This window comes from Streptomyces sp. NPDC104096 (assembly GCF_055584385.1).
Genome location: NZ_JBVJMD010000035.1, coordinates 19,896 through 45,649 on the forward strand (window position 1 = coordinate 19,896; position 25,754 = coordinate 45,649).

The following is a 25,754-nucleotide window of genomic DNA, read 5'->3' on the forward strand; positions in this document are numbered from 1 at the left end:
TTGCCCGGCGGTTACGCGCCCCGCTGCCTGCGCTTCGCGGCCGCGATCGCGCGGTCGCTCTCCCGGCGGTCCTGCTGCTCGCGCAGCGTCTGCCGCTTGTCGTACTCCTTCTTGCCGCGCGCGAGCGCGATCTCGGCCTTGGCCCGGCCGTCCTTGAAGTACAGGGCGAGGGGCACGATGGTGTGTCCCGTCTCCTGGGCCTTCGACTCCAGCTTGTCGATCTCCTCGCGGTGCAGCAGCAGCTTGCGCTTGCGGCGCACCGAGTGGTTGGTCCAGGTCCCCTGGCTGTACTCGGGGATGTGGGCGTTGTGCAGCCACGCCTCGTGCCCGTCGATCTGCACGAAGCCGTCGACGAGCGAGGCCCGCCCCTGCCGCAGCGACTTCACCTCGGTGCCGGACAGGACGAGACCGGCCTCGTAGGTGTCGACGATCGCGTAGTCGTGCCGCGCCTTCTTGTTCTGCGCGACGATCTTGCGCTTGCCGCCCTTCTCGCCGTCCCTGGACTTGGCGGCCGTCCCCTGCTGCTTCTGCTGGGACTCTTTCGGTACGTACATTCCCTTGGACATAGTGCTTGCCATTTTCGCACTACACAGGGGTCGGAGGGAAAGCCGATTCCCGAGGGGTCACGTGGTGTCGCCCAGGCCGCTCAGCACGGTCCGCGCCCGCGCCAGCGCCGCGCCGTCGGCCTCCACGTCGGGTGAGATCCCCGTGCCGTCCACGCCCCGGCCCGACGGGGTGCGGTAGTGCCCGACGGTCAGCTCGGCGACGGAACCGTCCGGCAGCCTGCTCGGCATCTGCACCGAGCCCTTGCCGAAGGTCCGGGAGCCCACCACGACCGCCCGGCCCCGGTCCTTGAGCGCCCCGGTGAGCAGCTCGGCCGCGCTCATCGTGCCGCCGTCGACGAGCGCGACCAGCGGTCTGGTGGTGTCACCGCCGGGGTCGGCGTGCAGGGCCCGCTGGGCGCCGTCCACGTCGTACGTGGCGACGAGGCCGCCGTCGAGGAAGGCGGAGGCGGCGGTGACGGCCTCGGTGACCAGCCCGCCGGAGTTGCCGCGCAGATCGAGGATGACCCCGGTGCCGGCCGGGGCCTGCCGCACGGCGGCCCGTACGTCGTCGCCGACGCCCTTGGTGAACGCGGCGACCGTGATGACGGTGACCCCGCCCACGGCCTTCTGCACGGTCACGGAGTCGGTGGACAGCGTGGCCCGGCGCAGGGTCCGGGACCAGGTGTGCGTGCCGCGCTCCAGACCGAGGGTGACCTCGGTGCCGGCGGCCGCGTCCGTGGCGTCGCCGCGCAGTAACGAGACGACCTCGGTGACGGGCCGCCCGTCGACCTTCTCGCCGTCGACGCTGCGCAGCCGGTCGCCCTTGGCGATCCCGGCGGAGGACGCCGGGGACCCCGCGGCGACCTTGGTCACCTCGATCCGGCCGTCCCGCTCGCGCCGCGCCCACAGGCCGACGCCGGTGTACTGGCCGTCGAGGGCCTCCTCGAACTCCTGGTACTCCCCCTGCGAGTACACCGCGCCCCAGCGGTCCCCGCTCCGGCTGACGGCGCGCTCGGCCGCCTCCATGGGGGACTTGCCCGCGGCCATCGCCTCGGCGGCCGCCCTGGCGACGTCCTCGTGGCGGCCGGCGGTGTCGGCCGGTCCGGCCGGGCGGGCCTGGCCCGCGGCGCTCTTCGCGTCGGGGTCGGGGAAGGAGCCCGTCGCCGCACCGGCGGCGAGCACGCTCGCGAACACCAACGTCAGGGCGGCCCCGCGGCCGAAGCGGCGGGACTGACAGAACGGGTCACGACCTGACATGGCGGTGAGTCTAGGACAACGCAAAGGGCCGTACGGACGGTTGTCCGTACGGCCCTTTTGGCATGTGTCACACCTTCAGGTACTTGCGCAACGCGAAGAACGCGGCAAGCGCGGGCATCAGCAGGCTCGTGGCGAGGATCAGCGGGAGCTTCGTGAGGACCGCGTCCCAGCCGATGAAGTTGATCAGATTCAGCTTCTGCGACAGGGCCAGACCGTGGTCGATGATGAAGTACCGGGCGACCACCAGGAATCCGCAGGCGACCGTGCCGCCGATGAGTCCGGCGACGGCCGCCTCCATGATGAACGGCGCCTGGATGTAGAAGCCGGAGGCGCCGACGAGCCGCATGATCCCCGTCTCGCGCCGGCGGCTGAACGCCGAGACGCGCACGGTGTTGACGATCAGCATCAGCGCGACGACGAGCATCAGCGCCATCACCGCCCGCGCGGCCCAGTTCATGCCGTTGAGCAGCCCGAACAGGTTGTCCAGGATGCCCTTCTGGTCCTGCACCGACTGCACGCCGTCACGCCCGTCGAAGGCGGTCGCGATGACCTGGTACTTCTCCGGGTCCTTCAGCTTGATCCGGTACGACTCCTGCATCTGGTCCGGCGTGAGGGAGCTGGCCAGCGGGGAGTCGCCGAACTGCTCCTTGTAGTGCTTGTACGCCTCGTCCTGCGACTCGTAGGTGACCTTCTGCACGACCGAGGTCATCTTGTCGAGGTCGGCGAGGATCTGCTTCTTCTGGTCCGAGGTCACCGCGCCCTTGGCGCAGTTCGGGTCGGACTCGGCGTCGCTCTTGTTGCAGAGGAAGACCGAGACGTTGACCTTGTCGTACCAGTAGCCCTTCATGGTGCTCACCTGGTCGCTCATGAGGAGCGAGCCGCCGAACAGGGCGAGCGAGAGGGCGACGGAGACGACGACCGCGAAGGTCATCGTCAGATTGCGGCGGAGACCTACACCGATCTCCGACAGAACGAACTGGGCGCGCATGGCGTCTGGTTGGGCCTTTCGGGGTGGACGGTGCGGTCAGTGCTGGTAGCCGTAGACGCCGCGCGCCTGGTCGCGGACGAGGCGGCCCTGCTCCAGCTCGATGACGCGCTTGCGCATCTGGTCCACGATGTTCTGGTCGTGGGTCGCCATCAGCACCGTCGTGCCCGTCCGGTTGATCCGGTCGAGCAGCTTCATGATGCCGACGGAGGTCTGCGGGTCGAGGTTGCCGGTGGGCTCGTCCGCGATCAGCAGCTTGGGCCGGTTCACGAAGGCCCGCGCGATGGCCACGCGCTGCTGCTCACCGCCGGACAGCTCGCCCGGCATGCGGTCCTCCTTGCCGCCGAGCCCGACCAGGTCGAGCACCTGCGGCACGGACTTGCGGATCTCGCCGGGCGACTTGCCGATGACCTCCTGCGCGAAGGCGACGTTCTCCGCCACCGTCTTGTTCGGCAGCAGCCGGAAGTCCTGGAAGACCGTCCCCAGCTGGCGGCGCATCTGCGGCACCTTCCAGTTGGAGAGGCGTGCGAGATCCTTGCCCAGGACGTGCACCTGCCCGTGGGTGGTCCGCTCCTCGCGGAGAACCAGCCGCAGGAAGGTGGACTTCCCGGAGCCGGAGGACCCCACGAGGAACACGAACTCGCCCTTCTCCACCTCGAGGGAGACATCCCTCAGTGCGGGGCGGGTCTGCTTGGGGTAGACCTTGGAGACATTGTCGAATCGGATCACGGATGCACCACGGGTCGCCGGGGGTAGATGAGCGTGACCATACGCGACCGGGGCGCGCAAGCGCAGGCTCCGGTCATGGTTGCGTGCTGGATGTATGCATTTGTGCGGGCGTTTTCCGCCCCGGCGGGAGGCCTGCGGGGCCGGGCGTCGGGGCAGCATAAAGGGGGCCGCGCCGAATTCCGCGGAACCTGGCACAGTGGAGGGGGAACGTTCTCGCTTCGGAGAGCGTTGTGTACGTGAACCGGTGCGAGGAGGGTGAGCGCATGACGTACGACCGGCTGGTGTGCGCGAACTGCGCGGCGCCCGTGAACGAGGGCCGATGCCCCGTGTGCCGCGCGAACCGTGAGCGGCTGCAACAGGAGAACTTCCTCGCAGGCATGAACCCGATGACGCTGATCGCGCTGCTGGCGGTGCTGATCGCGGCGGTGGCGCTGCTCGCGCACCAGACCGTGTAGGCCGGGCACGCGGCAGCGTTCGTACGAAGGGCCCGGAACGATGGTTTCGTTCCAGGCCCTTGTCTATGTCCGGGTACGGGCGCGCACGTTCCGTACGGATCCGGTCACCGTCAGGCGGCGGCGCCGCCACGGCCGCCCGCGACGCGCGGCAGCACGCGGAAGGCGACACCACCAGCGATCATCGTGGCGGCACCGATCAGCAGGAACGCGGTCTGTCCGGCACCGGTCTCGGCGAGCTGCTCACCGTTGCTCTGGGCCGAGGTGTTGGACGCCTCCGAGGTGTCGGTGAGGGCCGAGGAGCCCTCCTCCTGCGCGGAGTTGTCGTTGCCGTTGGGGCCGGTGTTCTCATTGCCGCCGGTGACGGAGCCGCCACCGTTCGCGTTGGACCCGCCGTCGGTGTTCGAGCCACCGTCCGTGTTGGTCCCGCCGTCGGCGTTCGAGCCACCGTCGGCGTTACCGCCATCGGCATTGCCACCGTCAGCGTTGCCACCATCGGCGTTACCGCCATCGGCATTGCCACCGTCAGCGTTGCCACCGTCGGCGTTACCGCCGTCAGCATTGCCGCCGTCAGCGTTGCCACCATCGGCGTTACCGCCATCGGCATTGCCACCGTCGGCGTTACCGCCATCGGCATTGCCGCCGTCAGCGTTGCCACCATCGGCGTTACCACCATCGGCATTGCCACCGTCAGCGTTGCCACCGTCGGCGCCGCCGCCCGTGCAGCTCGGGTCGACGACGATGTCGCAGGGATCGTCGCCGACGGCGGTGACGCCGAGGTCGAGGGCCGAGGCGGCGCCCGCCACCGTCAGCGAGGCACCGGCGGCGATCACGGCGCCGGCGGCTATCCGCGCGACGCGGATGCGCGTCTTCTTGGTCATCTGGTTGCTACCCCCAGTAGCCGATCGTCAGTGAGGGCCGCGTACGGGGGGCGGTGATCAACGGGGACAGCTGAGAAGTTTGCCGCGCCCCCGGTTCACATGCGCCCCAGAGATACGCATGCCGCGCTTTACCCTTCCCACTTTTCAAAGCAACGTCAAGGCCGTTGCGTGCGCGATGTCCTCGTACGGGGCCTATGCCGGACCCCGCGGCCGAGAGTGTGACGAAAAGCCCAGTCCCTGGCGCAGAAAAAAGGCAACTGCCGCCTGTTCGGCGGCAGTTGCCTTGTCGACAAATCGTTCCGTCGGGTTACTTCTCCTGCTGCTTGCGCCAGCGAATCCCGGCTTCGAGGAAGCCGTCGATCTCACCGTTGAACACGGCCTCGGGGTTGCCGACTTCGTATTCGGTGCGCAGGTCCTTGACCATCTGGTACGGGTGCAGCACGTACGAACGCATCTGGTTGCCCCAGGAGCTGCCGCCGTCCTTGAGGGCGTCCATCTTGGCCCGCTCCTCCTGACGCTGCCGCTCCAGCAGCTTCGCCTGGAGAACGTTCATGGCGGTCGCCTTGTTCTGGATCTGCGACCGCTCGTTCTGGCAGGAGACAACGATGCCGGTGGGGAGGTGGGTCAGCCGGACCGCGGAGTCGGTCGTGTTGACGCCCTGGCCGCCGGGGCCGGACGACCGGTAGACGTCCACCCGCAGCTCGGACTCGTCGATCTCGATGTGGTCGGTCTGCTCCACGACGGGCAGGATCTCCACGCCCGCGAAGGAGGTCTGCCGACGCCCCTGGTTGTCGAAGGGGGAGATCCGCACCAGACGGTGGGTGCCCTGCTCGACCGAGAGGGTGCCGTAGGCGTACGGCACCTGCACGGCGAAGGTGGTCGACTTGATGCCGGCCTCTTCGGCGTACGACGTCTCGATGAGCTCCGTCTTGTAGCCCTTCTGCTCCGCCCACCGCAGGTACATCCGCTGGAGCTTCTCCGCGAAGTCGGCGGCGTCGACGCCACCGGCCTCGGCGCGGATGTTGACCAGGGCCTCACGGGAGTCGTACTCGCCGGACAGGAGCGTACGGACCTCCATCTCGTCCAGCGCCTTGCGGACGGCGGCGAGCTCGGACTCGGCCTCGGCACGGGTGTCCGGGTCGTCCTCCTCCTCGGCCATCTCGAAGAGCACGACGAGATCGTCGATCCGTCCGCGCAGCGCCTCCGCCTTCCTGACCTCGGCCTGGAGGTGGGACAGCTTGCTGGTGATCTTCTGCGCCTCGTCCGGGTTGTCCCACAGGGACGGCGCGGCCGCCTGCTCCTCGAGCACGGCGACATCTGCCCTCAGCTTGTCGAGGTCCAGAACGGCCTCGATCGACTCCATGGTCGAGGAGAGGGACTTGAGCTCTTCGGATACATCGACGACTGCCACGCATCCAGCGTAACGGCTCCGCCGGGCGACGAGCGCCGGGGCGGGAGTGACCTCGCACCCGGCCGGGACGGGCCGGGCGGCGGGCGCGGCCGGGGCGCCCCGGCCCCGGGTCGGTCCGGGGCGGCCGCGGGTGGATCCCCGCGGGCGGGTCCGGCCCGCGCGTGCAGGTCGGGTCGGACCGGGTCGGGGTCAGGTCGGGCCGAGCCGGGTCACGGCGACTGGGGGGCCGAGTGCTTGGTGTCCTGCGGGGGCGTTCCCGCGTCGTCCCCCGACGTCGCCCACCAGGTCCCGAACCCGACCGCGGCCACGAGGACCACCGCGGCCGTCCCCAGCGTCACCCGGCGTCTGCGCGCCGAGGCCCGGTGGCGCGCGGATCCGGGCCGGGGCGCCCCCGCGGCCCGCGGCGCGCGCGCCGTGCCCCGGGCGCCGCCCGCGAGTTCGTCCGGGCCCGGCACCCTCATCGAGGTGTGCGTGTCCCGGTTGGAGTCCGGCTTCGCGCCCGGCACCAGGGGTACGGCCCCGCGTCGGCGCACCGCGCGCTCACCGACGGGCGCGGCCGGCTCGCTCGCCTCGTCCATCGGGGTCTCGCCCGGCTCCGCGTCCGGCTCGTCCACGTCGAGCGGCGGCATCCCGGCCAGCGTCGGCAGTTGCTCCCGGAGCCGGGCCGCCAGCTCCGAGGCGCGCAGCCGCGAGGCCGGCGCCTTCGCCAGGCACTGGACCATCAGCTGCCACAGCTCGTCGGGGATGCCCGGCAGCGGCACCACGGTCTCGGTCACGTGCCGGCGCAGCACGGCGCCCGGATGGCCGCCCCCGAAGGGCGTGAACCCGGCCAGCAGCTCGTACAGCACGGTCGCGAGCGCGTAGATGTCCACCGCCGCCCGCGGCGGCAGCCCCTCCACGATCTCCGGCGCCAGATAGTCCGGCGTTCCGATGATCTTCGTGGCGCGGGTGCGCTTGGGCGAGTCGATCAGCTTGGCGACGCCGAAGTCCGTCAGCAGCGCCGGATGCGCGCCGCCCGGCCCCAGCGGGCCCTGCATGTCCAGCAGGACGTTCTCCGGCTTGACGTCCCGGTGGACGACCCCGGCGGCGTGCGCGGCCGCCAGTCCCTCCGCCACGTCCGCCACGATGGCCACCGCCGCCTCGGGCGCCAGTCTGCGCTCCCGGTCCAGCCGGGTGCGCAGGTCGGTGCCGCGGACGAGATCCATGACCAGCGCCAGGTCGTTCCCGTCGACGACGAGGTCACGCACGGACACCACATGGGGATGTTCGAGTCCCAGCAGCGCCGTGCGCTCCTGGACGAAGCGGCCCACGAGTTCCTCGTCGGACGCGAGGTCCTCGCGCAGCAGCTTGATGGCGACGGGCCCCTCGGGCCCCTCGCCCAGCCACACCGTGCCGGCGCTGCCGCGCCCCAGGATCTGGTGGGCGGCGTACCGGCTGCCGATCTTCCGTGCCAAGGCTGCTCCTACGGACGCGTGTTGTCGCTAAAACTACGCGTCCGGCGAGCCAACCTTCACCGCCGAGGCGGAAATCACCTGCTGGATGTCGATAAATCCCCAGACAGACGTCCGAGCGGCGTCCGCCCCGCCGGTCCGTCAGTTGTTGCCGGCTCCGGTCGGCGTGTCACTGTTGCCGAGATCCCCGATCCAGCCGGACACCTGGTCGTACCAGTGCTCGATCTGGCCCCAGAAGCTCCGGGTCGTGCCGATCCAATCCTGGAGCGGGGTCAGCTCCCAGATCAGCCATCCGGCGACGAACAGGATGACGATCGTGAACAGGCACCCCTTCAGGCAGCCCAGACCCGGGATCTTCATCGGGTTGGCACCGCGCTGGCGGGGCTCGCGCGGCTCCCGGGCGGGCCGCTGAGGCTGCTGCGGCTGGCGGGGCTGCCGAGGCGGCGCGTACTGCTGCGGCTGCCGGGGCTGCTGCTGCGGCTGCGGCTGCGGCTGCGGGTACCCGTACCCCTGCTGGTACCCCTGCTGACCGCGCTGCTGCGGCTGCTGCGGCTGCCGGGCCGGGCGCGGGGCGGGCTGCTGCGGGCGCGCGACCTGGCGCTGCGGGCGGCGCCGCAGCGGGTCCTCGCCGGGGTCGAGGTACTGGACCTGCGTCTGCTCGTTGCGGTCGCGGGCGGCCCGCAGCTGGGACTGCCAGGGGTGCGGCTCCGCCGGGCCGCCCGGCTGCTGTCCGGGCTGGTTCGGCGGCACCGGCGGCATGACGGCCGTCGGGTCCGCCGCGCCCCGGTTGGGCAGTACGGCTGTGGGGTCGGCGGCGCCCGCCGGGCCCCCGGTGTGCGGCAGGAAGCTGGTCGCGGCGTTCGGGTCGTACATCCCGGGCGCCTGGCCGGTGGGCAGCACCTGGGTGGCGTCCGCGGACCCGGGCACCGCGGACGGCGCCTGCGCGGGCGCCAGCAGGGACCCGACGGCCTCCGCGGCGGCGATCTGCGCGGAGTTCGCGTGCACGCCGATGCCCTCGGCGACGACCCGCAGGGCGTGCGCGAGGTTCACGGCGCTCGGGCGTTCGTCCGGGTTCTTGCGCAGGCAGCGCTCGATGACCGTCCACAGCGGGTCCGGCACGGTGGAGGGCCTGCGGGGCTCGGCGCTCAGGTGCTGGTGCAGCACCTCCAGCGCGGATCCGCCACCGAACGGCGGACGCCCGGTGACCAGCTCGTACAGCAGGATCCCGGCGCCGTAGATGTCGACGGCGGCGGTCTGCGGGCGGCCCTCGGCGGACTCCGGGGCGACGTACGCGGGCGTGCCGACGAACTCGTGGGTGCGGGTGAGGCCGGGTGAGTCGGCCAGGCGCGCGATGCCGAAGTCGGTCAGCATCGGGTGCATCTGGCCGCCGTTCTGCCGCAGCAGGACGTTGGCCGGTTTCAGGTCGCGGTGCACCACGCCGTCGGCATGACTGGCGGCGAGGGCGTCCGAGATCTGGGCGGTGAGCAGGGCGGCGGCGACGGGTGAGAAGGGCCCGTTCTCGCGCAGGTAGCGGTGCAGGTCGGGGCCGTCGACGAGGTCCATGACCAGCGCCAGCAGATCGCCCTCGACGACCAGGTCGCGGACCTGGACGATGTTCGGGTGGGTCAGCCTGAGCAGGACCGACCGCTCCCGCAGGAACCGCGTCACGATGTCCTGGTCGTTGGCGAGCTCCTCCTTGAGGACCTTGATCGCGACGGTCTCGCCGGGCTGGCCGGGCACGGCCGCCTCGGCGCCCGCGGTCTCACGCTGGCGGGCTCGCCAGACGGTGCCCGTGGCGCCGCGTCCGAGCGGCTCCTCGAGCAGATACTTGCTGCCTACCGGCCGCACGTCATGTGCTCCCTGCTGCTTGCCTGGTGTTCCGGCCCAACTGTCGGATGTTCCGACCCACTCTAGTGCCGCCCCGTCCGGCACCGGGATGTCGTCATTCTGTGGGTCTTACGTCCCCGAGCCCGTACATGTTCGAAGGAAAGACGCTCGCCGGGGCCATCGTGGTTGCCGTAAGCGAACGTGACCGATCTCAAGCGGTCGCCCGCACGGTCCGGGTCAGGCACTTTTGCGGGCAGAGCCGACCATTCAAGATCACTTGGCGGTGGGCGGCGGGCGCGTTGTCGGTGGCAAGTGCGAGGATGCCCCCAGTACTGGCCGACGTGCTCGTGCGGGGTGGGAGAAGTCCGCGGTGGGGGACCGCGGCACGGTCTCGTCCTCGCCCGGCGGGCGCCCGCGCAGAAGGGACCGCTGACGGCGATGCAGATCCGGCTGACCGTCGTAGACCCCCTGGGTCCGCCCTCCGATTCGCGGGGGCGCGCCACCGCCCGCGACGTGCTGGTCACCGCGCCCGCGGGGACGGCCCTGGCGGCGGTGGCGGCGGCACTGTCCTCGACGGTCTCCGGCGAGGCGGGCGGCTCCGCGCACGACCGCCCCCGGGAGTCCGCGGGCGGTCCCGTGGTGCTGTACGTCGGCGCGGAGCGGCTGGACTCCCAGCGCTGCACGCTGGGCGAGCCCCCGCTGATCGACGGCGCGGTGCTGTCCCTGGGCGCCCCCGCCGAACCCGAGCCGCACCCCGAGATGGACGACGCCCCGGCCCAGCTCCACGTGGTGGCGGGTCCGGACGCGGGCGGGGTCCATCTGCTGCACGGCGGCCCGGTGAACATCGGCCGCTCCGCCGACGCCGACGTCCCGCTCGACGACCCGGACGTCTCCCGGCTGCACTGCGCGGTCACCCTCGACCCCGACGGCCGCGTCTCGGTCGCCGACCTCGGCTCCACCAACGGCACCGCCCTGGACGGCACCCGGGTGCACGCCCGCCCGGTGCGCTTCACGCCGGGCGCCCTGCTGCGCATAGGGGAGTCGGCGCTGCGGCTCGCGCCCGCCGGGGGCCCCGGGGCGAGGGTGGCGACGACGCCCGACGGCGAGGGGCACGTGCGGGTGGCCTGCGGGACCGGGAGCGAGCCCTTCGCCGGAGGCGGCCAGGACCGGGCCGCGCACCGCGCCGCGGCCCCGGACGCGAACGGCGCCGACCCGTCCGGCCCGGCCGCGCGGGCTCCGGGAGCGCCGGACGCCGCGGCAGGCGCCGACACCCCCGAGCCGGGCACCGGCCACGCCTACGGCTCGGTGAGCTGGGGCGCCTCCGGCACCGCGCCGGGCGCCCGCGCCCACGGCCCGGCGGAACCCCCCGTCGTGCCGGTCCAGGGCGGGGCCCCGCTGATCGAGAACCACGGCGCCGTGCCGGGCGGCGGCACGACGTACGGCAGGGGCGACGCCGACACCCACGGCGGACGGACCGGGGCGGACGGCTCCGGCGGCACAGACCCCGGCCGGTCCGGGAACGACCGCTCCGGCAGCGACGGTACGGCGGACGTCGACCCCGCGCCCCCGCACCCCTTCCACACGTCCGCATCCCCCGCCCCGCACCCGGGCGGACCGTCGGCCGCGCGCAGACGCTCCGGCGGCCTGACCGGGTGGGCCCGGCGGCTGGCCGGTGGCCGCGGCGCGCCGGACCCGGCCGCTCCCGACGGGTACGAAGCGCAGCCGCGGGGCGGGTCCGCCGTCCCGTCGGCGCTGTCGCCCCGCAGGCCGGACACCTGGCCGGACCCGGCCGCCCTGCTGCTGACGGCGCTGGGCCCCGGCCCCCGGCTGTGGGAGCGCGGCCCGGGACACCCGGAGACGCTCACGGTGCGGCTCGGCACCAGCGACCGGCCCGCACCCGACGGCTCGGGCCCGCTGCCCGCGGTGCCGGTGACCGCCGATCTGCGCGAGGCCGGGGCGCTGGGCCTCGCGGGCCCGCGCCCCCGGCTGTCCGGGCTGGCGCGCGCGGTCGTGGCGCAGCTCACCGCGCTGCACTCCCCGGACACCCTGGAGATCGTCCTGCTCAGCGCGGACCGCTCCCGCCCGGTGGAGGAGCGCGCCGCGGAGTGGGCCTGGCTGGGCTGGCTGCCCCATGTGCGCCCGGCGCACGGCCAGGACTGCCGACTGCTGCTCGCCTACGACCGTGAGCAGGCCGCGGCCCGTACCGAGGAACTGCTGCGCCGGCTGGCGGACCACCCGGAGGAGCCGGCCCCCGCGGCCCGTCCGTCGGAGTCGTACGGCCGGTCGGCCGTGCCCTCCCCCCGGCGCCCCTCCTGGGCCCGGGACGACGCCGCGGCGGACTCGGCCGAGGGCTTCCCGGGGCCGTACACCGTGGTCGTCGTCGACGGCGACCCCGGGGGTGCGGACCTGCGCGAGGCGGTGGCCCGGCTGGTGGTGGAGGGCCCGCGGGCGGGCATCCACGTGGTGTGCCTGGCCGAGACGGCCCCGGCCTCGCCCGCCTCCCCGGTGACACAGACGTACGACGCGGCCTGCGCGGTGACGCCGGTGTTCCGCGAGTGCGGCGCGGTGGCGCTGCTCAGCGGGGACGTGGCGACGGCGGTGCAGCTGATGCGGGTCGGCCGGGTCGCCGCGGATCCGGCCGGGCACGGCCCGGTCGGCCATGGCACGGTCGCGGCCGTGGACGCCGTCTCGCTCGCCTGGGCCGAGCGGTTCGGGCGGGCGCTGGCGCCGCTGCGCCCGGACGGCGCGCCGGGCCAGCGCCAGCCGCGCGTGTCGGTGCCGCTGCCCCAGGCGGCGCGGCTGCTGGACGAGCTGGGTCTGGCGCGGGCGACCCCCGCGTCCCTGATGGCCCGCTGGGCCGACGCCGGCGACGACGCCGAGGCGCTCGGCGGCCGGGCGGCGGCCGTCCTGGGCGCCGGACCGCGCGGTCCGGTCGGCGTGGACCTCGTCGCCGAGGGCCCGCATCTGCTGGTCGAGGGACCGGCGGGCAGCGGGCGTACGGAGCTGCTGCGGGCCCTGGTCGCCTCGCTCGCCGCCGCCGAGCGCCCCGACCGGCTGGGCATCGTCCTGGTGGACGGCCGGGACGGCTCGGGCAACCCGGGCGGCGGTCACGGCGAGGGCCTGCGGGTCTGTACGGACGTACCGCATGTCACCACGCATCTCACCGCCAACGACCCCGTGCGCATGCGTGAGTTCGCGCAGTCGCTGAGCGCCGAGCTGAAGCGCCGGGCCGAGCTGCTCGGCCGCTCCGACTTCGCCTCCTGGCACGCCCACCGCGAGGTCTCGGGCCGGATCGTCGCCCAGCGCACCGCGTCGGCACGCGGCACGTCCCGGCCCGGGGCCGGGCTCGGGTCCGGAACCGGTCTCGCGCCGGGAGCAGGCCCCGGGTCCGACGGCTCGGGCGATCTCGACTCCCCGCCCAGCGCGACGATCCGGCTGCGGCCGGGAGCGGCCGGGCGACGGACCGAGGCGCCGCCGCTGCCCCGGCTGGTGGTGGTCGTGGACGACCTGGACGCGCTGGTCTCCCCCGCGCTGGGTTCACCCGGGCGGCCCGCCGCGGGTTCCGTGATGCGCGCGCTGGAGGCCGTGGCCCGCGAGGGCGAGCGGCTCGGCGTCCACCTGGTGGCGGCCACCGGCCCCGACGGCCGTACGGCGGAGACGGAACCGGCCCGCCGGGCCGCGCTGCGGGTGACGCTGGAGGCGCCGGAGTCCGGAGCGGACGAGCCGGCGCCCGGCCGCGGACAGCTCGGCGTCGCGGGCGGGCGCACGGTCCCCTTCCAGGGCGGCCGGGTCACCGGCCGCATCCCCCGCACGGCGACCCTGCGCCCCACGGTCGTCCCGCTGGACTGGTCCCGCATGGGCGACCCGCCGGCCCGCCGCCCGGTGCGGGAACTGGGCAACGGCCCGACGGACCTGGCCCTGCTGGCCAGCGCGCTGGAGCGGGCAGCCCGGGAGGTGTCGGCGGCACAGGTGCCGTCCCTGCTCTGACGCGTCCCGGGGTCTGTCCGGCGGACAGCCCCGTCCGGTCTGTCCCGATCGCACCCGATCACGACGTGGTCACGATCGCCCACTTGACACCGTATGCGCTCTTGCCGACCCCAGGGACCCGGCGTAGACCGGAGCGCACGGGGCAAGCGGTCGACGTTCGACGACGAACGAAGAACGGGGCAGTGATGCTGAGGACGAGCAGAACACACCGGACACGCACGGCCGCGAAAGCGGCGGCAGCCGTCGCCGCGGGCGCACTGACACTCTCGCTCACCGCGTGCGGAGGCGGCGGCGACAAGAAGAGCGACGGCGGGAGCACCGCGAGCGCGGCCGGCACCGTCGCCCTTCCGAAGCTGGACGGCACCACCCTGTCGGTCGCCGCCGTCTGGACCGGGGCCGAACAGGCGAACTTCAAGAAGGTGCTGGCGGAGTTCGAGAAGCGCACGGGCGCCAAGGTCACCTTCGTGCCCGCCCAGGACCCGATCATCAACTTCCTCGGATCGAAGATCGCGGGCGGCCAGCCGCCGGACGTGGCGATGCTGCCCCAGCCGGGCGCGATCAAGCAGGCAGTGGAGAAGCAGTGGGCCAAGCCGCTCGGCGCCGAGGCGCAGGCCCAGCTCGCCAAGAACTACTCGCAGGGCTGGCAGGACATCGGCAAGGTCGACGGCAAGCAGTACGGCGTCTACTACAAGGCCGCCAACAAGTCCCTGATCTGGTACAACGCCAAGGTCTTCGAGAACGCGGGGGCGAGCGAGCCGAAGACCTGGCCGGAGCTGCTGACCACCGCGCAGACGGTCTACGACTCCGGGGTGGCCCCGTTCTCCGTCGGCGGCGCCGACGGCTGGACCCTCACCGACTGGTTCGAGAACGTCTACCTCTCCCAGGCGGGCCCGGAGAAGTACGACCAGTTGGCCCAGCACAAGATCAAGTGGACGGACCCCTCGGTGAAGGAGGCGCTGACCACCCTCGCGCAGGTCTGGGGCAAGAAGGGCTTCGTGGCGGGCGGCGCGGACGGCGCGCTCCAGACGGAGTTCCCGGCGTCCGTGACGCAGACCTTCACCGGCGGCGACCAGCCGAAGGCGGGCATGGTCTTCGAGGGCGACTTCGTGCAGGTCAACATCGCCGAGACGAAGGCGAAGGTGGGCACGGACGCGAAGGTGTTCCCGTTCCCGAAGGTCGGCGCCACCGCGCCCGTGGTCAGCGGCGGCGACGCGGCCGTCGTGCTGAAGGACTCCAAGGGCGCGCAGGCACTGGCCACCTTCCTGGCCTCGCCGGACGCCGCGACCGTGCAGGCCGAGCTGGGCGGTTACCTCTCCCCGAACAAGAACGTCGACCCGTCGGTGTACCCGAACGCGGTGCAGCAGAAGATGGCCAAGGCGCTGATCGCGGCCGGCGACGACTTCCGCTTCGACATGTCCGACCAGGCCCCGCAGGCCTTCGGCGGCACCCCGGGCAAGGGCGAGTGGAAGGACCTCCAGGACTTCCTGAAGAACCCGTCGGACGTGGCGGGCACCCAGGCGAAGCTGGAGAAGGACGCCGCGGCGGCGTACGGGAACGGGAGCTGATCCGGCGATGACGTCGGACACCCCGGCAGGGGCGGGGGCCGTCTCCCCGGCCCCCGCCGGGCCGAGGAACCGCAAGAGCGTGACCGGCACCCGCAAGGCCGTGGCGGCGCTGTTCCTGCTGCCCGCCCTGGTGCTGCTCGGCGCGCTCGTGGTCTACCCGATCGGGTACTCCGTCGTACGCAGTTTCTACGACCGCTCCGGTGACGGCTTCGCCGGATTCGACAACTACCGGGCCCTGTTCACCGACGACGGCATCCGAACCGCGTTGAAGAACAACATCGTCTGGGTGGTGTTCGCGCCCACGGTCGCCACCGCGCTCGGACTGATCTTCGCGGTGCTGACCGAACGGGTGCGCTGGGGTACGGCGTTCAAGCTGGTCGTCTTCATGCCGATGGCGATCTCGATGCTGGCGGCCGGCATCATCTTCCGGCTGGTCTACGACCAGGACCCGGACAAGGGCGTGGCGAACGCGGTGTGGGTCGGCGTCCACGACACGTTCGCGCAGTCGTCGGCGTTCCCGAACGCGCACCCGGGCCGCGAGTCACCGCTCGTCGCCCAGGGCGGCGGGTTCGTCACCAAGGCCCCGGTGCGCGCCGGCGAGGCCGTCGCCCTGCCGCTCGTCGGTGTCGCCCCCGACCAGATGCCCGACGGCGCCGCGCCGGCCGCGAAGCCGAAGGCCGAGCCGGGGAAGGTCACCGGCACCACCTGGCAGGACTTCACCCGCGGCAAGGGGGTGGGCACGCCCGGCGCCCCCGACCCGTCCGAACAGGGCTACTCCGGCATGCGGATCGAGGCGGTGAAGGACGGCCGGGTCGTGGCGTCGGCGACGGCCGCGGCCGACGGCGGCTTCACGCTCCCGGCGGCCGCGGACGGGGCCCTGCTGCGGCTGCCCGCGAGCAACTTCAAGGCGCCGTACAACGGCCTGGACTGGCTGGGTCCTTCGCTGGTCACCCCGGCCATCATCGGCTCGTACGTCTGGATGTGGGCGGGCTTCGCGATGGTGCTGATCGCGGCCGGGCTCGCGGGCGTGCCCCGGGAACTCCTGGAGGCCGCCCGGGTCGACGGCGCCAACGAGTGGCAGGTGTTCCGCCGGGTCACGGTGCCGCTGCTCGCCCCCGTCCTCGCGGTGGTCGCGGTCACGCTGATGATCAATGTGCTGAAGGTCTTCGACCTGGTCTTCATCATCGCCCCGGGGTCCTCCCAGGACGACGCGAACGTGCTCGCCCTGGAGCTGTACCGCAAGGGCTTCTCCGAGGACCAGCCGGGCGTCGCCAGCGCGATCGCGGTGTTCCTGCTGCTGCTGGTCATCCCGGTGATGTGGTTCAACGTGCGTCGGCTCAGGCGGGAGGTGCGGCGATGACGGCATGGCTGCTCGCGAAGGTCAACAGCGGTCTGGTCCGGGTCTTCCTGCTGCTGGTCGGCCTGTTCTGGCTGGTGCCGACGATCGGTCTGCTGCTGTCGTCGCTGCGCTCCCCCACCGACATGAGCGCGAGCGGCTGGTGGGAGGTCTTCTCCCAACCGTCCCAACTCACCTGGGAGAACTACCGGAACCTGCTGGAGAACGGCGACATCACCGGCTCCCTGGTCAACACCGTGCTGATCACGGTCCCGGCGACCGTGCTGGTCGTGGCGATCGGCTCGCTCGCGGGCTACGCGTTCGCGTGGATGGAGTTCCCCGGCCGGGACTGGTGGTTCCTGGGCGTGGTGGGGCTGCTGGTCGTGCCCGTCCAGGTGGCGCTGATCCCGATCGCCGAACTGTTCGGGAAACTAGGCCTGTTCGGGTCCATCCTCGGAGTGATCCTGTTCCACGTCGGGTTCGGCCTGCCGTTCGCGGTGTTCCTGCTGCGGAACTTCTTCGCGGAGATCCCGCGTGAACTGCTGGAGGCGGCCCGCCTCGACGGAGCGGGCGAACTGCGGCTGTTCGCACGGGTCGTGCTGCCGCTGGGCGGTCCGGCGATCGCGAGCCTGGCCATCTTCCAGTTCCTGTGGGTGTGGAACGACATGCTGGTCGCGCTGGTGTTCACCGACGCGGACAGCCAGCCGATCACGGTCGCGCTCCAGACGCAGGTACGGCAGTTCGGCAACAACATCGACGTGCTGGCACCCGGCGCGTTCATCTCCATGGTGATCCCGCTGGCCGTCTTCTTCGTGTTCCAACGGCAGTTCGTCACCGGCGTGATGGCGGGCGCTGTCAAGTAACGCGCGTTCCGGGGCGGGTCGAGGTCATCGGCCCGCCCCTCGCCGTTCACCCGGCATCCCCCGTATGCCGCACACACCGTAACCAAGTCACTCCATCGGACGTTCCCGGGCAGAACGCCCCGCGCCGACCCATGGATGTCCCGTGCCCAGGTTCAGTGTCATCGTCCCCGCGTACAAGGTTCAGGCGTACCTGCACGAATGCCTGCAATCGGTGCTCTCGCAGTCGTACGCCGATCTGGAACTGATCGCGGTCGACGACTGCTCCCCGGACGCCTGCGGCGAGATCATCGACGAGTTCGCGGCGCGCGATCCCCGCGTACGGGCGCTGCATCTGCCGGAGAACCGGGGGCTGGGCCTGGCCCGCAACGCCGGCATGGACCAGGCGACGGGCGACTACCTGGTCTTCCTCGACTCCGACGACACGCTCACCCCGGGCGCGCTCGACGCGATCGCCGACCGGCTCAAGGCGGCGGGTGAACCGGACGTGCTGGTCTACGACTACGCCCGCACGTTCTGGACCGGCGAGGTCGTCCGCAACCGGTTCGCCGGCCGGCTCGCCGAGGAGGGCCCGGCGCCGTTCCGGCTCGTGGACCGGCCGGATCTGCTGCGGGTGCTGATGGTGGCCTGGAACAAGGCGTGCCGCCGGGACTTCGTGGAACGCGAGGGGCTGCGGTTCCCGCCCGGCTACTACGAGGACACGCCCTGGACCTATCCGGTCCTGATGGCCGCCGGGTCCCTCGCGACCCTCGACCGGGTGTGCGTGCACTACCGGCAGCGCCGCCAGGGGAACATCCTGGGCACCACCAGCCGTCGGCACTTCGACGTCTTCGAGCAGTACGACCGGGTCTTCGCGTTCCTCGAAGGGCGCCCCGAACTCGCCTTCTGGAAGCCGGTGCTGTTCCGCCGCATGGTCGACCACCTCTCGACGGTGTTCACCCGGCCGGGCCGTCTGCCGCGCGCCGCCCGCGCCGAGTTCCTGCGCAGGGCCCGCGCCCAGTGCCGCCTTCACCGCGTCCCCGGCGCCCCCGTCCCCCCGCGCACCCGGCTGCGGCACGGCCTGGTCCGCCTGGGCCTGCACCGCACCTACCGCGTGCTGCAACGGGCGACGGGCCTGTACCGCCGGGCCGGGCGGCTCGCCGGCGGGCTGCGCAGGGCGCTGCGGGCCGGGGCGTTGCAGCTCCACTACCGCGTCCAGCTCCGGCTCCCGCTGCGTGCCGACCACGCGGTCTTCGCGGCCTACTGGGGGCGCGGCCACAGTTGCAACCCGGGCGCGCTGGAGACCGCCTTCCGCACGCACGCCCCGCACATCCGCACGGCGTGGATCGCCCGGCCCGAGTACCACGACACGATCCCGCCCGGCACCCGCCGGCTGACCCCGGGCACGGCCGCCTACTGGACGGCGCTGGCCCGCTCCAAGTACCTGGTCAACAACGTCAACTTCGACCGGCGTCTGGTCAAGCGCCGCGGCCAGGTCTTCGTGCAGACCCAGCACGGCACCCCGCTCAAGCGCATGGGCCTCGATCTCCAGGACCGTCCGGCGGCGGCACGCGGCATGGACTTCGCGGAGCTCCTCAGCAGCGTCGACAAGTGGGACTACGTGCTGTCCGCCAACCGCCACACCACGCTGACCTGGGAGCGCGTCTACCCCGGCGGCTACACCACGCTGGACTACGGCTACCCCCGCAACGACGTCCTCCACCGGGCGGGCGCGGCGGACACGGCGCTGCTGCGGGCGTCCCTGGGCATCCCCGAGGGCACGGTGGCGATCCTGTACGCGCCCACCCACCGCGACTACCGCACCACCCGGCACGCCCCCCTGGACCTGGAGCGCGTCCTGCGCCGCCTGGGCCCGCGCTTCATGATCCTGGCCCGCTCCCACCAGGGGCAGGCGGGCCCCCCGGCCCGGGGCGCCCGCGTCGTCGACGTCACCGGCCACCCGAGCGTGGAGTCGCTGTGCCTGGCCGCGGACGCGCTGGTCACCGACTACTCGTCGATCATGTTCGACTACGCCAACCTGGACCGGCCGATCGTGATCCACGACGCCGACCGGGAGGCGTACGAGGCGACCCGCGGCACCTACTTCGACCTGCGCGCCTTCCCACCGGGCCCGGTCGTGCGCACCGAGGACGAGCTGATCGGCGTCTTCGCGAGCGGCCACTGGCGCGGAGCGCGCTCGGACCGGCTGCGCGCCGCCTTCCGGGAGCGCTTCTGCCCGTACGACGACGGACACGCCGCCGAACGGGTCGTACGCCATGTGGTGCTGGGCGAGACCCCGGGGCTGCCCGCGGTCGTGCCGCTCGAACGGCGGCGCCCGGTGCCGTCGGCGGCCGAGGCGCCCACGGGCTCCCCGCTCGCCACGGTGGCGCAACCTTCCGGACCGCACCCCGTCACCGACAGCCACTGAACGCCGTTTGCCCTATCGGGAGTTCCCATGCCCCTCAGCACCTCGCGGCCCACCCCGACCCGGCCGCCCACCTGGCGGCCGACCGGGCGGCCGGGCCGTGTCCGTACGTCCTGAGCACCAGGACCCGGACCGGACGCCGGCCGGGAAGGCCGGCCGGCACCCCGGTCGGGGTCCGTGCCGCGCCCCCGGCCGGCACCCCGGCCGGGACCTCGACAGAGAAAGAGCAGAATGCCCCGCTTCAGCATCATCGTCCCGTCTCCGGGGATCGGGGGCCGGCTGTCCCTGGCGCTGGACTCCGTCCTCGCCCAGTCCTTCGGCGACTTCGAGCTGATCCCGGTCTGTGACGCGCCCGACGCCCCGGCGGCGGAGGTCGCCGCCGGGTACGCGGGGCGGGACGCGCGGGTGAGGCCGGTGCACTCACCGCCGTCCGCCGGGCCGGGCGCGGCGCGCAACGCCGGGATGCGGGCGGCGTCCGGCGTGTATCTGCTGTTCCTCGACGGCGACGACGTGCTGGCCCCGGGCGCGCTGGCCGCGCTGGCCGACCGGCTGGACGTCACCGGTGACGTCGACGTCCTGTACTTCGAACACGAGCGGACGCCGTGGTGGGAGGGCGAGCCGACCCGCCCGGCGGCCTCGCTGCTGGCGCAGGCCCCGGCGGGCGCCTTCGCCCCCGACCGGGCGCCCGAGGTGACCTGTGTGCGGCTGCCCGTGTGGAGCGCCGCCCACCGCAGGGCGTTCCTCGCCGAGCGACGGCTCGCCTTCCCCGACGGCCACTTCGCGGAGCTGGGCTTCGGCGGCCTGGTCACGATCGCGGCCGAACGGGTCGCCGTACTGGGCTCGGTGGTCGTACGGCACCGGCTGCGCCGCCAGGGCAGCCGGCTCGACCGGCCGGGCGCGCACCACTTCGAGCTGCTCGAACAGACGGACCTGGTGCTCTCGCGGGCCGCCGGGCAGGGGCTGTCCGGCGAACGGGCGGGCGCCCTGTTCGAGCAGCTGTTCGCGCAGGTGCTGAGGACGGCGGCCCACCCCCGGCGGCTGCCGTCGGGCAGGCGCGCCTTCTTCCGGCGGGCCGGCCGCCTGTACCGCCGCCACCGCCCGGCCGGTTTCCGCGGGCCGGGCGGCAGTCTGGGCGTGCAGCACCTGCTGCTGGCGACCGGGGCGTACACCGCGTTTCGTGCCCTGCGCGGCGCCAACCAGGCCGCGGCGCGAACCGCCCGGAGCGTCCCGCGCTTCCGGATGCTGCGCACCCGGCTGCTGTACCGCTGGCAGCTGCGCCGCCCCCTCGATCCCCGACTGGCCGTGTACTGCGCCTACTGGGGCCGCGGTTACGCGTGCAGCCCGGCCGCCATCCACGCCAAGGCCCGTGAACTCGCCCCGCACATCCGGTCGGTGTTCCTGGTGGAGCCCGAACACGCGCACACCGTGCCGAAGGACGTCGAGCACGTGGTGATCGGCAGCCGCCGCTACTGGGAGGTCCTGGCCCGCGCCACGTACCTGTTCAACAACGCCAACTTCGCGGAGGACGTGGTCAAGCGCGCCGGCAGCGTGCACGTGCAGACCCAGCACGGCACGCCGCTGAAGAAGATGGGCGTCGACCAGTCGACGTACCCCGTGGTGGCCGCGGCGACCGGCAGCTTCACCAGACTGCTGGGCCGCGTCGACCGCTGGGACTACAACCTCTCCTCCAACCGCCACTCCACCCAGATGTGGGAGCGCGCCTTCCCCGGCTCGTACGAGGCCCTGGAGTACGGCTATCCCCGCAACGACGTCTACCTCACCGCGACCGCCGAGGACGTCGCCCGGGTCCGCCGTGAGCTGGGCGTCCCGGTGGGCGCGACGGCCGTCCTGTACGCGCCGACGCACCGCGACCACCAGAGCGGCTTCGAGGCGGGCCTGGACCTGGAGAGGTTCTGCGCGGAGGCCGGCGAGGACGTCGTGGTCCTGCTGCGCGCCCACTACTTCTACGACCGGGGCCGCGGCGCCGGCAGCGGCCGGATCATCGACGTGACCTCGCACCGCTCCTCCGAGGACGTCTGCCTGGCCGCCGACGCGCTGATCACCGACTACTCGTCGATCATGTTCGACTACGCCAACCTGGACCGGCCGATCGTCGTGTACGCCGACGACTGGGAGGTCTACCGGGAGACCCGGGGCGTCTACTTCGACCTCCTCCGGGAGCCGCCCGGCCCGGTGGCGCGCACCCCGCGGGAACTGGCCCGGGTCTTCGCCGACGGCTCGTACGCGGGGCCGCGCTCCCGCGCCCTGCGGGCCGCCTTCCGGGAGCGGTTCTGCCAGTTCGACGACGGCCGGGCCGCCGAGCGGGTGGTGCGCCGGGTGCTGCTCGGCGAGCCGCCGGAGGCGATCCCGCCGGTGCTGCCGCTCGACCGGCGCGTCCCGGCGCCCGCCGCCGCCACTCTCGTGAGGAGCTGACCCCGCAGTGCCCCGCTTCAGCGTCATCATCCCCTGCTTCAAGGTGCAGGGCTTCCTGCGCGAGTGCCTCGACTCGGTCCTGGAGCAGTCGTACCGGGACATCGAGGTGATCGCCGTCGACGACCGTTCCCCGGACGGCTGCGGAGCGATCCTCGACGAGTACGCGGCCCGCGACCCGCGCGTCACGGTGCTGCACCTGCCGGAGAACGTCGGCCTGGGCCGCGCCCGCAACGCCGGGATGCCCCACGCCACCGGCGACTTCCTCTTCTTCCTCGACAGCGACGACACCCTCACCCCGGGCGCGCTGCACGCGATGGCCGACCGGCTCGACGAGACCGGCGACCCGGACGTCCTGGTCTTCGACTACGCCCGCACCTACTGGTGGGGCGGCACCCGGCGCAACGCCCTCGCCCATCTGCTCGCGCCGGACGGCGGCGCGGGCGCGGGGCCCGACGGCGGTGGCGGCGGCGAGACGTTCACGGCCGCCGGACGCCCGGAGATCCTCGATCTGCTGATGGTGGTCTGGAACAAGGTCTACCGGCGGGAGTTCGTGACGGAGAACGGCTTCGAGTTCCCGCCCGGGTACTACGAGGACACGCCCTGGACGTTCCCGGTGCTGCTCAGCGCCGGGCGGATCGCCACGCTGGACCGGATCTGTCTGAACTACCGCCAGCGCCGCCAGGGCAACATCCTGTCCACCACCAGCCGCAAGCACTTCGACATCCACGACCAGTACGAGCGGGTCTTCGCGTTCGTCGGCGCCCGCCCCGAACTGGCCGTCTGGCGGCCCTGGCTGCACCGCAAGATGGGCGAGCACTGCCTCGACATCCTCGCCAAACCGGACCGGCTGCCGCCCGCGGACCGGGCCGAGTTCTTCCGGCTCACCGCGGAGATGTTCCGCAGGCACCGGCCGCAGGGCACGTCGGTGTCCGGGGAACTGCGGCTGCTGGAGGGCGGCTACCCGGCCTATCTGCTGAAGCGCGGGACCGGCCTGGCGGCCCGGGAGGCCGGCCGGCGGGCCCTGCCGGTGGCCAGGGCGGCGGCCGGACGTCTCGGGCAGGGCTGGTCCGCGCTGCACGCCCGCCGTCCGCTCGACCCGCACCTCGTCGTGTACTCGGCGTTCTCCCACCGGGGGGTGCTCGGCGACCCGGCCGCCGTCTACCGCAAGGCCCGCGAGATCGCCCCGCACCTGCGCGGGGTGTGGGTGGTGGCCGGCGAGGAAGAAGCGGCCGACCCGGCGCTGCTGCCGGAGGGGGTGGAGCACGTCCTGCTCGGCTCCCTGCGCTACCGCGAGATCACCGCGCGGGCGACGTACTTCGTCAACAACGTCAACTGGCCCGGCAGCCTGGTCAAACGCCCCGGCAGTGTGCACATCCACACCCATCAGGGCACCCCGCTGAAGTACATGGGGGCCGATCTGCGGGACAAGCCCGGCGCCCGGCACGGCCTCGACGTGCCGCAGATGCTGCGCCGCGCCGACCGCTGGGACCACAGCCTGGTCGCCAACCGGCACTCCGAGCTGGTGTGGGAGCGGGCGTACCCGTGCCACTTCGCGTCCGCCCGCACCGGCAGCCCCCGCAACGACGTCCTCGTCGGCGCCGGACCGGCCGAGTGCGCGGCCGCCCGGGACCGGCTGGGCATCCCACCGGGGAACACCGTCGTGCTGTACGCGCCGACCCGCCGCGAGTACCGGCGCGGCGGCCATGTCGACCGCCTCGACCTGGCCCGGTGGGCCGCGGACCTGGGTCCGGACCACACCCTCGTCGTACGGCTGCACCCCTCGCTCGCCACCGGTCCGGCGCGCGGGCTCGGCCTGGCGGACCTGCACCGGCGCGGGGTGCTGCTCGACGCGACGGACGAGCCGCACGTGGAGACGGTGCTGCTCGCCTCCGACGTGCTGGTCACCGACTACTCGGCCCTGATGTTCGACTACGCCGTCCTGGACCGGCCGATCATCGTGCACGCCGACGACCAGGCCGCGTACACGGCGAGCCGGGGCATGTACTTCGACATCACCGCCGAACCGCCCGGACACGTCTCCCGCTCCTACCGGGAACTGGCCGGGCTGCTGGCGGCCGGCGGCCGGCGGGACGAGGAGTCGGCGCGGCTGCGGGCGCGTTTCCGGGAGCGGTTCTGCACGTACGACGACGGACGCGCCGCCGAGCGCGTCGTACGGACGCTGCTGCTGGGCGAGTCCATGCCGTCCGCGGCCGGCCGGGCGCGGGTGCCCGGACCGGCCGCCGGGCACGACCTGCTCGCGTCCTCGTGAGGCCGCGCACCTGGGTCCTGGTGCTGGGCGCGGTCTTCGCCCTGCTCCAGCTCACGAACGTGACCGGCCGGGACACCCCCGACAGCAAGAACTACCTGGCGTACGCGCTGAGCCTGCGCGGCGAGAGCAAGCAGGCGACGGCGGCCGCCACCGTCGACTACATCTGTTCGAGCCGGGCGGCGCTGGCCGCCCGCGACCAGAGCGTGGACGTGGTGCACTTCCACCGGGCGGACCCCGCTCCGCGGGTCCTGGCGGAGTGCCGGGTCCGGGAGCTCCGGGTCGTCGAGGCGCGGCTGGCGGCCGGACAGACCGGCGGGCACACGCTGCCGTACCTCTCCGAGCGGTTCATGCGGATCTTCGAGGTGCGGCCCGGCTATCCCGTGTTCCTGCTGCCGTTCATCACGGTGTTCGGGGTGACGTGGGGGATGTGGGCGGCGAGCGTGGTGGTCACGGTGGCGGGCGGCGTCCTCGTCTTCCTGGTCCTGCGCACGCTGCGGGTGCCGACCTCCCTGTGTCTGACCGGGCAGGCGCTGTACTACGTCCTGCCGTGCGGCACCACCGCCATGCGCCCGATGGCCGAGGGGCTGATGCTGGCGCTGACCCTGACGGCGGTGTGGGGCTGCGCGCTGGCCCTGGACCGCCGGGTCCGCGCGGGCACGCTGCTCGTCTGCGGGGCGCTGGCCGCGCTGTTCACCGTGAAGCACTCCCAGGCGCTGTTCCTGGCGGGGTGCCTGGCGGCGGCCGGTGCGGTGATCGCCGTACGGCGGTGGCGGGCGGGCGCGAGATACCGGCGCGCCCCGGCGGCGGCCGCGGCAGCGGTCGCGGTGGCGGGCTGCTGCGGCGCGCTCGGCACGGTGCTGCTGGCGAACGCGCTGCACTACCCGTCCGGTTCGGAGAGCGTGCAGGATCTGCTGACGGACCACTTCGCGCGGCCCGACCGGATCCGCCCGTGGGCGGAGTTCCGCCAGCTCCAGGGCAACTTCTGGGTGGAGTGGCTCAGACGGGAACTGCGGGAGCCGCTGTTCCTGGCGGCGCTGGCCGCCGGGGCGTGCGGGGCGCTGCGCCGACGGCGGGCGTTCGGCGGGTTTCTGCTCGCGGCCGCGTTCACCGGGTTCCTCACCCAGGCCGCGCATCCCGACATCACCGTCTGGGGCGACCGGCTGATCGTCCTGGCCTGGCTGCTGCCCGTGGTGGGGGTGCCGCTGCTGCTGGAACCGCTCGTACGGGGCCGGCCCGTCGTCCCCGCGCAGGACCGGGGCGGGGCCGAGGCCGGGTCCAGGTCCGGGGCCGAGTCCGGTACCGGATCCGGGGCCGAGGTCGGGTCCGGGGCCGGGACGGCCGGGCTCACCCGATGAGGTGACA

General features: G+C 73.1%; 17 protein-coding genes. 9 read left to right on the top strand and 8 right to left on the bottom strand.

The features are described 5' to 3' along the window. Window positions 1-11: 11 nt before the first annotated feature. The 4 genes from smpB to ftsE all read right to left on the bottom strand — a co-directional run bounded on the left by smpB (window position 12) and on the right by ftsE (window position 3,516). The gene (gene smpB, locus ACZ60B_RS28710; protein WP_469391969.1) at window positions 12-554 is read right to left on the bottom strand and encodes an SsrA-binding protein SmpB; all 543 of its coding nucleotides are present in this window, start codon (window positions 552-554) and stop codon (window positions 12-14) included. Between the two features lie 69 nt (window positions 555-623). Next, window positions 624-1,802 (bottom strand): S41 family peptidase, encoded by a 1,179-nt coding sequence (locus ACZ60B_RS28715; RefSeq protein ID WP_469391893.1) that lies wholly within the window; start codon window positions 1,800-1,802, stop codon window positions 624-626. Window positions 1,803-1,869: 67 nt separating this feature from the next. Beyond that, window positions 1,870-2,790, bottom strand: a complete 921-nt coding sequence (ftsX, locus tag ACZ60B_RS28720) for a permease-like cell division protein FtsX (RefSeq protein WP_152885097.1) — start codon at window positions 2,788-2,790, stop codon at window positions 1,870-1,872. A gap of 36 nt (window positions 2,791-2,826) precedes the next feature. Continuing rightward, window positions 2,827-3,516 carry a cell division ATP-binding protein FtsE gene (gene ftsE, locus ACZ60B_RS28725; RefSeq protein ID WP_162468066.1) on the bottom strand — a complete coding sequence of 230 codons (690 nt, stop codon included), beginning with the start codon at window positions 3,514-3,516 and terminating at the stop codon, window positions 2,827-2,829. Between the two features lie 263 nt (window positions 3,517-3,779). Between ftsE and ACZ60B_RS28730 the strand changes: the two genes are divergently transcribed. Continuing rightward, on the top strand, window positions 3,780-3,971 hold the full coding sequence (locus ACZ60B_RS28730; RefSeq protein WP_152885102.1) for a hypothetical protein: 192 nt from the start codon (window positions 3,780-3,782) through the stop codon (window positions 3,969-3,971). A gap of 110 nt (window positions 3,972-4,081) precedes the next feature. Here ACZ60B_RS28730 and ACZ60B_RS28735 read toward each other — a convergent pair whose 3' ends face one another. The 4 genes from ACZ60B_RS28735 to ACZ60B_RS28750 form a co-directional block, all read right to left on the bottom strand. After that, window positions 4,082-4,849 carry a hypothetical protein gene (locus ACZ60B_RS28735; protein ID WP_469391896.1) on the bottom strand — a complete coding sequence of 256 codons (768 nt, stop codon included), beginning with the start codon at window positions 4,847-4,849 and terminating at the stop codon, window positions 4,082-4,084. A 307-nt stretch (window positions 4,850-5,156) separates the two neighbouring features. Then, a complete protein-coding gene (gene prfB / locus ACZ60B_RS28740) occupies window positions 5,157-6,260 on the bottom strand; it encodes a peptide chain release factor 2 (RefSeq protein WP_469391898.1) in 1,104 nt (367 codons plus the stop codon). Between the two features lie 209 nt (window positions 6,261-6,469). Next, window positions 6,470-7,714, bottom strand: coding sequence for a serine/threonine-protein kinase (locus tag ACZ60B_RS28745; RefSeq protein ID WP_469391900.1), 1,245 nt, complete (start codon window positions 7,712-7,714; stop codon window positions 6,470-6,472). 138 nt (window positions 7,715-7,852) lie between these two features. After that, entirely contained in the window at window positions 7,853-9,559 is a 1,707-nt protein-coding gene (locus tag ACZ60B_RS28750; protein ID WP_469391902.1) for a serine/threonine-protein kinase, read from the bottom strand. A gap of 417 nt (window positions 9,560-9,976) precedes the next feature. On the opposite strand from ACZ60B_RS28750, the gene ACZ60B_RS28755 reads away from it, so the two are divergent. From ACZ60B_RS28755 to ACZ60B_RS28790, 8 genes are all read left to right on the top strand, one after another. Beyond that, the gene (locus ACZ60B_RS28755) at window positions 9,977-13,525 is read left to right on the top strand and encodes an FHA domain-containing protein (protein ID WP_469391971.1); all 3,549 of its coding nucleotides are present in this window, start codon (window positions 9,977-9,979) and stop codon (window positions 13,523-13,525) included. A gap of 185 nt (window positions 13,526-13,710) precedes the next feature. Then, entirely contained in the window at window positions 13,711-15,090 is a 1,380-nt protein-coding gene (locus ACZ60B_RS28760) for an ABC transporter substrate-binding protein (protein ID WP_469391904.1), read from the top strand. 79 nt (window positions 15,091-15,169) lie between these two features. Further along, complete coding sequence (locus ACZ60B_RS28765) at window positions 15,170-16,450, top strand: carbohydrate ABC transporter permease (protein WP_469391906.1); 1,281 nt, start codon at window positions 15,170-15,172, stop codon at window positions 16,448-16,450. After that, on the top strand, window positions 16,447-17,289 hold the full coding sequence (locus ACZ60B_RS28770; RefSeq protein ID WP_450665886.1) for a carbohydrate ABC transporter permease: 843 nt from the start codon (window positions 16,447-16,449) through the stop codon (window positions 17,287-17,289). Before ACZ60B_RS28765 ends, ACZ60B_RS28770 begins: the two co-directional genes overlap by 4 nt. 142 nt (window positions 17,290-17,431) lie before the next feature. Further along, window positions 17,432-19,693, top strand: a complete 2,262-nt coding sequence (locus tag ACZ60B_RS28775) for a bifunctional glycosyltransferase/CDP-glycerol:glycerophosphate glycerophosphotransferase (protein WP_469391909.1) — start codon at window positions 17,432-17,434, stop codon at window positions 19,691-19,693. Between the two features lie 228 nt (window positions 19,694-19,921). Beyond that, complete coding sequence (locus tag ACZ60B_RS28780; protein ID WP_469391911.1) at window positions 19,922-22,123, top strand: bifunctional glycosyltransferase/CDP-glycerol:glycerophosphate glycerophosphotransferase; 2,202 nt, start codon at window positions 19,922-19,924, stop codon at window positions 22,121-22,123. A 7-nt stretch (window positions 22,124-22,130) separates the two neighbouring features. Further along, window positions 22,131-24,392 carry a bifunctional glycosyltransferase/CDP-glycerol:glycerophosphate glycerophosphotransferase gene (locus ACZ60B_RS28785; protein ID WP_469391913.1) on the top strand — a complete coding sequence of 754 codons (2,262 nt, stop codon included), beginning with the start codon at window positions 22,131-22,133 and terminating at the stop codon, window positions 24,390-24,392. Beyond that, the gene (locus ACZ60B_RS28790; protein WP_469391915.1) at window positions 24,389-25,747 is read left to right on the top strand and encodes a hypothetical protein; all 1,359 of its coding nucleotides are present in this window, start codon (window positions 24,389-24,391) and stop codon (window positions 25,745-25,747) included. Before ACZ60B_RS28785 ends, ACZ60B_RS28790 begins: the two co-directional genes overlap by 4 nt. The last annotated feature ends 7 nt before the right edge of the window (window positions 25,748-25,754 follow it).

Excerpts from the sequence above, each read along its gene's own strand:
- ftsX (WP_152885097.1), bottom strand. The coding sequence starts at position 2,790 with ATGCGCGCCCAGTTCGTTCTGTCGGAGATCGGTGTAGGTCTCCGCCGC.
- ACZ60B_RS28760 (WP_469391904.1), top strand. The coding sequence starts at position 13,711 with ATGCTGAGGACGAGCAGAACACACCGGACACGCACGGCCGCGAAAGCG.
- ACZ60B_RS28735 (WP_469391896.1), bottom strand. The coding sequence starts at position 4,849 with ATGACCAAGAAGACGCGCATCCGCGTCGCGCGGATAGCCGCCGGCGCC.
- ACZ60B_RS28730 (WP_152885102.1), top strand. The coding sequence starts at position 3,780 with ATGACGTACGACCGGCTGGTGTGCGCGAACTGCGCGGCGCCCGTGAAC.
- ACZ60B_RS28770 (WP_450665886.1), top strand. The coding sequence starts at position 16,447 with ATGACGGCATGGCTGCTCGCGAAGGTCAACAGCGGTCTGGTCCGGGTC.
- ACZ60B_RS28755 (WP_469391971.1), top strand. The coding sequence starts at position 9,977 with ATGCAGATCCGGCTGACCGTCGTAGACCCCCTGGGTCCGCCCTCCGAT.
- ACZ60B_RS28780 (WP_469391911.1), top strand. The coding sequence starts at position 19,922 with ATGCCCCGCTTCAGCATCATCGTCCCGTCTCCGGGGATCGGGGGCCGG.
- ACZ60B_RS28715 (WP_469391893.1), bottom strand. The coding sequence starts at position 1,802 with ATGTCAGGTCGTGACCCGTTCTGTCAGTCCCGCCGCTTCGGCCGCGGG.
- smpB (WP_469391969.1), bottom strand. The coding sequence starts at position 554 with ATGTACGTACCGAAAGAGTCCCAGCAGAAGCAGCAGGGGACGGCCGCC.